The sequence below is a fragment of the Legionella norrlandica genome (assembly GCF_000770585.1).
Taxonomy (GTDB): domain Bacteria; phylum Pseudomonadota; class Gammaproteobacteria; order Legionellales; family Legionellaceae; genus Legionella; species Legionella norrlandica.
In genome coordinates this window covers 1-10,439 of sequence record NZ_JNCF01000083.1, presented here as the reverse complement: position 1 = coordinate 10,439, position 10,439 = coordinate 1, and the positions used below count along the sequence as shown (strand labels likewise).

Genomic DNA, 10,439 nt, shown 5'->3' with positions numbered 1-10,439 from the left:
TTTTTTTTATGGTACTTGGAGTGTTTCTTTAATCAGTATTATTTTATTTTCAACATCAGTGGATTACTACCTTGGTAAAAAAATCTATATAAGCCATTCCCAAGTAGTAAAGAAAATCTATCTGACCTTATCTATTGTTATTAACTGTTCCATGCTGGTTTATTTTAAGTATATGAATTTTTTTATTTCCAGCATTGACGCCATTGGATTTAGTTTGGGAGCGACTCATCTTTTATTCAATCCAATGCATATTATTCTACCCCTCGGCGTCTCTTTTTATACTTTTGAGGCAATAAGTTATATTGTGGATATTTATAGGGGCGAAAAGCCGGCAATTAGTTGGTTAAATTATAATTTTTATATTATGTATTTCCCCCACTTAATTTCTGGGCCAATTGTTCGTTATAAAGAATTGCATACTCAATATGAAGATAAAATTGAATTACCTGATACTTCTCGGTTAAAGGAGGGATTTCAATTATTGCTTTATGGTTTTATTTTCAAATTAGTTATAGCAGATTCTATGGCTTCTATAGCCGATCCATTATTTGGCAAGTATCAAACCATAACACATCTTGAATCTTGGTTAGCCAGTATTGCATTCACTGTTCAGATTTATTTCGATTTTCTTGGATATACTCATATTGCAAGAGGTGTATCGCTATTTTTTAATATTAAATTACCAGTGAATTTTAATCACCCTTATAATGCCCGTAACATTAGCGAATTCTGGCAGCGTTGGCATATGACTTTGTCTTTATGGATCAGAGATTATTTGTATATTCCTTTGGGGGGAAATAGAGGTCACTTATACCAAACGATGAATAATTTATTAATTACCATGTTTATTGCAGGATTATGGCATGGTGCTTCCTGGAATTACGCTATTTGGGGGATTTACCATGGTGGTTTATTAGCAATCTTCCATCTTTTCAGTTCTCATTCTAAAAAAGTTTCAAAAGTAGAAAATGAAATAATAAGAATTGGCTCAATTCTAACGACTTATTTATTAGTAGTCATAGGTTGGGTAATTTTCAGATCCACTTCATTCGATCAAGCGTTCACTATACTGTGCAAAATGTATGATCTTCAGGGATTTGCGCAAGAATTTATCTTAAATCAGCGTAGTTCAGCCTATACTGATTCATTGTTTTATCTGGTAGGCTTGGTGGCGCTATGCTTTATAGGGCCAACTTTTAAATCGATCGAAACCAGGATATTATCTGCTCTCCAGCCATTCTGGATTAAAAAATGGCTCTATTCTCTTTCAATTTTTACGGTGTTAATATTCATGTTTTCACCCGTAAAACCGTTTATTTATTTTGTTTTTTAATGGAATAATTTTTTAGTAAGCAGACTTCTACTATTAAGTTAGAGAGCCTAGGTTGCGGCTTTTAAATTTTTAACTTAGCGTATGAATAGAAAATCATAAGCATTGTTTTATTGCGTCAAATAAGGGGGTAAATTCTATCTTTTTGCCTAATCTATTTTTTAGTCGGTCTATATTAAGTCGTTTGGATGCTTGTATAAATTCTCTTTTTATAGAACTGCTTCTTTCCCAAGCTTGGGCATACGATTCATAAGGGGCAGGTGCGATTTTTATTATTTTTGCAACAGTCTGTTGCAACTCTCCCATGAGCATTGGAATACCATCTGCAACATTATAAACAGATAATTTAGTGTGTATTTGGCTAAGGAGATAGGCAATGAAAACCAAATCTATGACGTAAATATGGTTAGTATATGGTGCTTCTCTAGGATCAATAACAGGGGTTTTTAACTGGGCAGCTTCTATAGGAATTTTGTTGGGCCCATAAATACCGGCGATACGTAATAGTGAGAGTTCCATATGGTGCTGTTTGCTATAGGTTATCCATTGTTGCTCTGCGTCTAATCGTCTTTGTTGACGTGGGGAACTAATATGGCAGGTTGATGATTCGTCCACCACGCCCCTTGATGGTCCCCATATACGCCACTTGATCCAAAATAAATAATTTTTTTTGCATTTAATGAGCTTTGTTTTAAAAATTGGTTTAAAAGAATATCTTGGTTACTTTGGGATGGGGGGGGAATTAGGTAATAGATAATTGAATTGGGGTTGTGCCAATGGAACGGATATTGGAGATCATGCATTATGTGATGCAAATTTGGGAGTTCCCAGTCTTTTTTTAACTGTCGTGATACTGCAGTTACTTGTTGTTGACGTTTAAGGAGTTCTTGCGCCAGGTAATAACCACAATAGCCATATCCAAGGATTAAGTGATGCATAATATCCCATTCATTTTTTACGACATAAATTTAGAAAATCACACTGTTGGCAGATAGTCAGATTTTGGGGAAGGGGCAGACAGTGACCATTTTTAATTTCTTCAGCCAGATGGCTTAGTTGTTCTAACCAGGTTTGCCTATATTCTTCCCACGATTCACTCTCTTTTAAAGTATTTATTTCTTTACTTTCTAATTTTTCATCGCTAAAACCGCTTACTTTTATTTTACCTGTTTTTAATTGAATTAATAATAAGGTGTTAATCTGTTCATCAAGCAGAGCATAGAGTAATAATTGAGGCTCCATAGGCCTTTCTTCATTCCATGGTTTGCTATTGGGAAGAGTACTTTTATAATCTATGATCCATTTTTGAGATCCTACCTGATCCAGTCTATCCACTCGAACTTTAAAGTCAAGCCCAGCTAAATGAATGGAATGATTTTCTTCCAAGGCTGCAATTGAAAAAGGGGGGCGTTGTTTTTCCCATTCCAGGTAAGACAAAATAATGCGTTTTAATCTGGTTTGTTCGACCATAGCAATGAAATCAGAAAAAATTTGAGGATGAGTTTGTTTAAGCGGCTTTAAAGAATTTTGAATCGCTTGATCAATACATTGCTCCAGTTCAGCAGAATTTAGTTTAAGTAATTGTCCTTGATTTCCTAAAGTTTGCCAGAGCAATTCCAAAACTTTATGAATTAATTGGCCTTTTTCTTTTTCATCCATGCCGTCAAAAGTCGTTGGTGAAGGTTTGGCTTTAAGCCTATGTTCTGCAAATGCTTTAAAAGGGCACTTGGCTTGATTGGCTAATAGACTGGTACCGCCAGAAATAGCTTCATTGGGTATTAGTGGGACTTGATAGTGTTCTTCAAACTCGATCAAACAGGTTTGGTGATTTACTTCGCTAGATACAGGAAGTGGGTTATAAGCCGGATAATGGGTGATTAAGGCGCATGGCAAATTAGGAGTATCTTCCTGAAATTGAGAATAACTAAAAACGGTTTCGGGACTGCCTCGCTGTAATCTTTGCAAAATTTGTCTGGCAAATTGTAGTTCTCTAGAAGGGAGGCTGTGAGGCATACGAAGTTCACGTTGTAGCTGGGAAGGAATAAATGGAGATAAACGCGTTTTTTGTGGTAAGCACTGATCAGTTAACCCCATGACCCAAAGGCTATCGAATTCACAACCTGACGCTTCTAATAGTCCTAAAATTTGAATTGGTGAATCGTTTTTTTGCGCTTGGAAGATAGTATTACCAGTGAGTAATTTTAAAGTTTCCAATGCTTCTGCTTTAGTGAAATGGTTACTAACTCGATTTAATTGTCTGAATTCATCAAAAATCATGGCAAAGCGGTTAAAGCACTGGTAATTTTCGGAATTTAAACCGTAATCTCCAGGAAAACCCAAAATATTCAAACGTTCCTGAAATAAAGCAATCCACTCATCAACGGTAGCTTTTTCAGGATAAGAATTCATGTTTTTTAACAAGCCAGCAAGTTTAGGTATTGGATGGACAATGTTTTCAATAAATAATTTTGTTGAGAAGGAGTAATTTTGTAATAGTTTACTTTCCTGTAGATAGTGTGATCTTTGTAGAAATTCTTCTTTTGCTTTACCAAGATAAGGGGACTGGAGTAATAATGTAGCCTCGTGATTGCTTAAAAGATCGTTATCCAGGCTTAACCAGACTAGCGCATGAGCGATCAAAGGATAGGCACTTAATGGTTGGCCTAAGGAAATATTAAATAAATCTGAGTCAAAATAAGAAAGTAATGCCCGCAGCAAGCTATGCGACTCTTGTTCCAAGTTGGGAACAACAACCCCAATTTGCTTTTTACCTTGGTGGAGTTTTTTTTCTAGCCAGACTATTAATTGTTGATATTCTTCTTTATCGTCTTTAGCAGCAAAAACTGTTGGGATCGCGTGATTTTCTCTTAAATCATAACGATATTGGGCAATCCCTTGGGCATTTAAATAATGCTGAAGGGCAAGCTGTTGTGGATTAAAATCATCAAAACACATCCAAACAATCGTTCTTGCAAATCCTTGATAATTGGCATCGATCAAACAAGATATTAATTGATGTTCATGGACAGCAGGTATTTTCTGTAGTTGTTTATTAAAAATTTGCCACCATTGCTGAAATTGCTGTGTTTGAGGGGTGTAGTGAAAGATTGGATCTTCCAGATTAATTTGCCATTGTTCGCAATATTCCCACGCTCCTAATACTGCTTTAAGCAAGCCTTCCGTATAAATAATGGTAGGATGGGATTTGATTAATTTTCTCCATAACTGTTGGCATTGTGTCGAATTAAATAATATAGGCAGTTCGAGGGTTGGTTCTTGAAACTTAAGATGCTCATAAGCTTTAACAAGAAATGTGTTAAGAGGCAAGCAGTTTGGTTTTATTACGGTTTTTTTTGAACAATAAGTAAAATAATTTTTAAGGACAGCTCCGCTGAGTCTATTGTTAGGAGTAATGACAACTGCACCTTGGGACAATAGATTGTGAATATCGGTTGAACTTGGCTCACCGATGAATCTTATGGGGGTGGTGTTCTGATTCGCTTTCTGCCAAGGCATCTTTGTGCTTACGTCGACGTCGGGTTTTTGTATGTAAGATATCGTATACTAATTGCCCTCTTAAATACATAGCCGCAAGGCCAGATGCAACAGCCAGGAGAATGCCAAATAATATATAACTATAAGCCAGAACAATAAGATAGAATACTACAAATCCAGTCAGAGTGGTTGCTTCAAATATCTTGGCATAATCCTCTTTCATCAGAAAAACAACCCCAAGATCAAAAACAGGTAAAGAGGCAATGACCATGCTAAATCCTAACCAAAATGTTTTCACTTTGTAAGGCTTTTTGCAATGAACAATGGCTTCTCCAAAAATAGCTCCGGTACTAGACGCTACGATCATTCCCAGAATTACAGATTGATATACTGGTATGATTTCTTCAATCCCTATGGAGGTGAGAAACGCATTGATCAATATAGTTCCTGCTACCGATAACAAACCAAAATATATTGCTGCTAATAAACGTGGGTTTGACATAGAAAGTGCTGGGTCCTGAGTATTCATAATGCACCATTTATAATATGTTCCATATAATAATTTTAGTACATAATTTCTCCATACGGTATGATTTTAAGTAGTCGTCGCTTTGCTTATCACAACGATGACTGCTTAAAATAGTACCATATAGAGACATAATTTATAATTTTATTTAGTTTTCATTGCTGTTAAACTGAAATCTTCACGGATGAGAAGACAAACGGCTAAGATATGCAATTTGATGCAATAGGCTACCTAATTGCCTCAAATTGCATAGTAAATAATCTTAACTTAATCTAAATGAGTTATAATTCATCAATTAAATTAGATTGATACCAATATGATCATTCTATTAGTAGAGCCAAGATCCTCCAGATATATCCATATTAATCAGGAGACGAATAAAATTCATTTAATGGTACCTATTGTAGGTGGGCAAGAAATCAGTACAGATAATACTTGTAAAGCCACAGTGGAATTAAAAGGTTTTTTTGATGGTGAAGCACTTAACACATTAAATGCATATAAGAATGCATTGGAAATTGATATTCTTTTACTTGAAGATGGAAATCCGCAGCGAGTAATGAAGCAAGATCGCTTAGCCCAAATAGAAATTTATATTGAAGCGGTCAAAGCCATGCAATATAGCTATGGTAAGGAAGTAGGTAAACTTCTAGCAAGACCATCTAATTTATATAGTATTCAATTAAGGCCTTTTGAACAGGACATACAATCTACTGTAATTAATCCGACATTTAATATCGAACGGGGAAATGATGATGAAGGTAATCCTTTATCTCAGTTGTATAATATTATGTACAGAATGTTTCCTAATATTACAGTTGCGATAAATGCACCACGTACTATATTAACAAATGTTGTCTTGCATGCTTTACCTAAGTCGCCAACATTTGAAGATATCCAGCGTGTCTTAGGTGAACAAAGTTTGGCTCTGTTTGGGTTATCTATTGATTTTACAAAGCGAACGGATACCACACTGATAACTAAGGAATCTATTGATACCCTTATGGGTTTTGAAGACGACGCAACACCACAAGATTATATTGATGCTCTGTTGGGTGCTTGTGCGCTTGATGTATGGGGCAGTATTCCAACGCCGCCTTTTTATAGTATTCCAACAGCTACCCCTGTAGATGAGAGGACAGAACGTTTATCAATTCTTACGCAATTTTTTTTAGCAAATCTGAACGTTTATTGCAAAGCGAAAGGCATGAGTACCCAAAATTTTGGAGTTATCCTGGATAAAGATCGTGCTTTAAGCCAGGGATTAGTTGATGTGGTATCTCAGGGATTAAGTGCTGGGAATGATGTGGAAAGAGCAATTTGTAATTTTTTTAATGCCAATGCAGAATTATTTGAATTATCCAGTCCCTTAAATTCAGAAGACATTAATACAATAAAACAAAAATTTGCCAGAGCCTATCAAACCATCACTGCTACTAAAGAAAATCCTCATATGGATGATTTTATGATTCTGGATATGGATGCTACAAGGGAATTTGCAAAGTTTGCTACTCATCAAGGGTGTATTTGCGTGAATTTTGCGGAAATTGTTGATCCTGCCGTACCTAATCAAAATTACTTTGCTGGTATTCGCACCGATTTTGCAAAACATACCGCAGAAATCCCACATAAAAATGAATGGATTGCTTCAGAAATAGATATAGAGCCAGAAATTTTGATAAATCGAATTAATAATGATCAATTTGTGCTGTTGCCTGAAAGTGTCAAAGAGGATTGTTATCGTATCTACCCTATGTTTCAAATTCGTCAATGGTTACATGATGTCGCCAAAGGAAAACAAGATGAGGCTGAAGCTCGATTAACGGCTTCACCTGCTAATACACAGGTTTTCCTTAGAACTCCAGGTGTTTTCACCGATTATTCCGGCCGAACGTTTCATTGTACTGCCTATGAATACGCTTATTGGGCTAAAGATACTCATATGTGCCGTATGTTGGAACGGTATATGGATGAAGAAACCAAATCACAAATGTTAGCACATATTGATGAGATGGAGCATGTTGATGCGGCAGGAAAAAAAATAGGCTTGGAATATCAACAACATGGAGAAACTCATCATTCAGCCCATTTTGAATTAACCCCATTAATAGAGGCGCTACAATATTATATTAACAATCACAGTAATTGGCTCGATACTTACGATTATGATGTAATAGACAATGCCTGGCTGGCTATTGGAAAAGCCCAACGTGATGTTCCTGCCCATGTGGCACAGGAGTATTGTCGCCCGGGCTCGTTTGACCCAGGATCTGCATTTAATGAGGAAACATTGATCCGAATTTTAACATTTTACAATTCCAAAACACATCGTGAGGAGTCTTGGTTCCCACTGGAATCATCAGATTATGGGCTTGGTTTCCAGTTTATATTAATACGTCAACGATGGGAGATGACTAATGGGCAAGGGCCTGGTTTTCTTGGTGGCTTGGCGGTCTTGTCTGGCTTACCAACTGATTTGGCGTCTCTTATCCGACTTGATCAAATAAGAACCTCTGAGCTAAGCCAGTTGCGTGAGCATTTAATTCCACCGGCTAGTAATTTAGCGAGTATGGGTATCTAACTCGGCCTGTTTAGCGTACGTATTTGGAAAATTAACTGCATTCTTTGTTTTTAAACTTCAGATTGGTTTTCAAGAGAAGCTAATAATTTTTTAATTTTCTCGAAACCAAGTTTTTTCATAGTTGCTATATTTTTTTCTGGTATGGAGTAAGTATCACCGTAAACAGCAATAGCTTTATCTAGACTATCCTCCTTAATAAGTGGATCATGGGGTAGGGGGAACGATTCGTATAATTGGAGATCTCATCTGGAGAAGCATCGGCAAAATAGTAATCTGGATGAAAAGTAGCGAGTTGAAAAACTCCTTCATAACCTAAACTCTGAATTAATTGCTCGGCAATATCTATAAAATCCAGATAGGAAAAAAAGTCCTTATGGGCATGAGAAAAGACAAGCAGAGTCGTTTCAATAGCCGGGTTTTTTTCTAGGAATTGAATTTCGGTCATTAAATCTTTAAGCGCTGAATTTTGTTTTTTAGCATTGGAAATTATGACTCTTAATGTGCCTTTATTGATAGGCCCTTTTGCGAAAGGACAAATGGAGTATTCTATAATGAATTTCCTAACCCAGTTTAAGGTATGCTCAGAAATTAACGGATCATGGTATAGCATGGAGTGGTTCATCTGAAAAGAAGGTTGTTAAGGATTATATCAAATAAATTCTTTCGTCCGAACTTATATATAAACATAGCCTAATCTAAGCGAATGGCATCCGAATCATGGCATTAATCAGTGAAGGTTAGGTATGATAAGTTATTGAAATTATGTGGTATTATTAATATCAAGTATAATGTACCTCGATACTTTCGGATATGCCGAAGAACAAAAATGGATTTTTGTCATGCAAAAAATATGTCGGTTTATTTTTAAATTAATAGGTTGGAAGATAGTTGGCAAATTGCCAAATCAAAAGAAATACGTTGTGATTGTGGCACCCCATACCAGTAATTGGGATTTTGTGATTTGTTTATGTGCTCGCTTTATTGTGGGTGTTAAAGTTAAGTTTTTAGCGAAACATCAGCTATTTTTTTTCCCTTTAGGTAATTTTTTGCGAGCTGTTGGAGGGATTCCTGTTGACCGTTCAAAAAAAGGAAATGTAGTAGAAAAGATAGTAGAGTTGTTTCGTGAAAAAGAGGAATTAGAATTAGCGCTGGCTCCTGAGGGAACACGAAGCCCTGTAATCAGATGGAAAGAAGGGTTCTATCATATTGCCCAACAGGCAGGTATCCCTATTGTAATGATTGGCCCTGATTATTCAACTAAAGAAATAAGGATACATGAGCCTTTTTGGACATCTGGGGATATTAAAAAGGATTTCCAATACATTATTGCTTTCTTCAGAACAATAAAAGGGTATCGTTTTAAAGAGATACCTGATTATCGACCTAAGGATTCTTAGAACTTGTTATTTGCGAATTCTAAGAATTCTCATCAACAAGTTCCTACCTAGGAGTCAAAAATGTTTTTTTAAAATTTCAAGTTCACGACGCATTCGTTCCATTTCATCCAGTAAATCAAGTACCAAGGTAATGCCAGGTAAATTAATTCCTAAATCTCTATGCAACCGGTAAGCGGATTCAAGACGGTGGAGATCTTTTTGATCCAGTGCAATTTTTTTCGGATCGGTAGGCTGATCTGGAAACAAACCTTGTTCGACCATTTCGCTAAATAACTCTTCTGGGATATTATATTTTTTGCAGACCTCACCAAAGGAAAATTTTGTTGTTTCTTTAATAAGCACGCCTATTAAAAGATTGTCTTTATCCATGCTTATACTCCTATTGCTTCACGAGGATTATAGGGCATTATTTCTGCCATTTTTTTATATAAAGCTCTTGCTTCCTCAGTTTGTGCTGGCGGGGTAATAATTTTTAATAATACGTATTGATTACCGGGAGTAGGTCCAGGTAAACCCCGATTTTTGATTCTGAGCTTTTGGCCACCTTGCGAACCTGGAGGTATTTTTAAATCAATTTTACCTGCCAAAGTGGGTACGGTGATAGTAGCTCCCAGTGCTGCTTCCCACGGGGTAATTGGGAGTGTGAGGTAAATGTCACTCTCCATAACATCAAATAGAGGGTGCTTTATTACTTCCACTGTTAAATAAAGATCGCCACGTGGTCCCCCTGCAATGCCATTGCCACCCTGCCCAGCTAATCGAATTTGTTGTCCTGATTTTACTCCCGCTGGAATTTTAACTTTCAGAGTCTGTATTTTTGTCTCAGCTCCTTGATCAATAGGAACTTGTAAATTTTTAACTGCTCCATGATAAGCCTCTTCCAAAGTGATAGTAATTTTGCCATGATAATTCTGGCCTGCTATCGGTTGTTGTTGATAGCGGGAATGCCCAAATAAGCTTTCGAAAAAATCGCTATCAAAATGAAATTCTTGGAATGGTTGTTCTTGAGCTCTGTGCCCAGTAAATCCATGACTTTTAGGATTGAATTCTTTATATTTCCTATATTGATCATATTCAGCTCTTTTCTTGGGATCTTTCAGGACTTCATAG

At 36.4% G+C, this 10,439-nt stretch carries 9 protein-coding genes and 1 pseudogene; 3 read left to right on the top strand and 7 right to left on the bottom strand.

Features of this window, described 5'->3' with window-relative positions; all coding sequences use genetic code 11:
• The coding region (locus tag OK13_RS12675) for an MBOAT family O-acyltransferase (protein WP_035891341.1) at nucleotides 1-1,333 on the top strand (1,333 nt) is incomplete at its 5' end.
• Between the two features lie 93 nt (nucleotides 1,334-1,426).
• On the opposite strand, the gene OK13_RS15555 is transcribed toward OK13_RS12675, so the two are convergent.
• The 4 genes from OK13_RS15555 to OK13_RS12660 are packed head-to-tail and all read right to left on the bottom strand — an operon-like array spanning nucleotide 1,427 to nucleotide 5,354.
• The gene (locus OK13_RS15555) at nucleotides 1,427-1,945 is read right to left on the bottom strand and encodes a Rossmann-fold NAD(P)-binding domain-containing protein (protein WP_241480569.1); all 519 of its coding nucleotides are present in this window, start codon (nucleotides 1,943-1,945) and stop codon (nucleotides 1,427-1,429) included.
• Nucleotides 1,891-2,268, bottom strand: coding sequence for a Rossmann-fold NAD(P)-binding domain-containing protein (locus OK13_RS15550; protein WP_241480568.1), 378 nt, complete (start codon nucleotides 2,266-2,268; stop codon nucleotides 1,891-1,893). The genes OK13_RS15555 and OK13_RS15550 overlap by 55 nt, the downstream gene beginning before the upstream one ends.
• A 10-nt stretch (nucleotides 2,269-2,278) precedes the next feature.
• Entirely contained in the window at nucleotides 2,279-4,846 is a 2,568-nt protein-coding gene (locus tag OK13_RS12665) for a PD-(D/E)XK nuclease family protein (RefSeq protein WP_052117687.1), read from the bottom strand.
• Nucleotides 4,794-5,354, bottom strand: coding sequence for a hypothetical protein (locus OK13_RS12660; RefSeq protein ID WP_035891336.1), 561 nt, complete (start codon nucleotides 5,352-5,354; stop codon nucleotides 4,794-4,796). The genes OK13_RS12665 and OK13_RS12660 overlap by 53 nt, the downstream gene beginning before the upstream one ends.
• Nucleotides 5,355-5,667: 313 nt before the next feature.
• Between OK13_RS12660 and OK13_RS12655 the strand changes: the two genes are divergently transcribed.
• Entirely contained in the window at nucleotides 5,668-7,932 is a 2,265-nt protein-coding gene (locus OK13_RS12655) for a hypothetical protein (RefSeq protein ID WP_035891335.1), read from the top strand.
• Between the two features lie 50 nt (nucleotides 7,933-7,982).
• Here OK13_RS12655 and OK13_RS12650 read toward each other — a convergent pair.
• Nucleotides 7,983-8,554, bottom strand: a pseudogene (locus OK13_RS12650) (DUF1415 domain-containing protein).
• A gap of 217 nt (nucleotides 8,555-8,771) precedes the next feature.
• On the opposite strand from OK13_RS12650, the gene OK13_RS12645 reads away from it, so the two are divergent.
• Nucleotides 8,772-9,329, top strand: coding sequence for a lysophospholipid acyltransferase family protein (locus tag OK13_RS12645; RefSeq protein ID WP_035891334.1), 558 nt, complete (start codon nucleotides 8,772-8,774; stop codon nucleotides 9,327-9,329).
• 54 nt (nucleotides 9,330-9,383) lie between these two features.
• Here the strand turns inward: OK13_RS12645 and OK13_RS12640 are convergent, their stop codons facing one another.
• Both OK13_RS12640 and OK13_RS12635 read right to left on the bottom strand, forming a co-directional pair.
• Nucleotides 9,384-9,698, bottom strand: coding sequence for a chaperone modulator CbpM (locus OK13_RS12640; RefSeq protein ID WP_035891333.1), 315 nt, complete (start codon nucleotides 9,696-9,698; stop codon nucleotides 9,384-9,386).
• A 2-nt stretch (nucleotides 9,699-9,700) separates the two neighbouring features.
• On the bottom strand, nucleotides 9,701-10,439 hold a 739-nt coding region (locus OK13_RS12635), incomplete at its 5' end, for a DnaJ C-terminal domain-containing protein (RefSeq protein WP_035891329.1).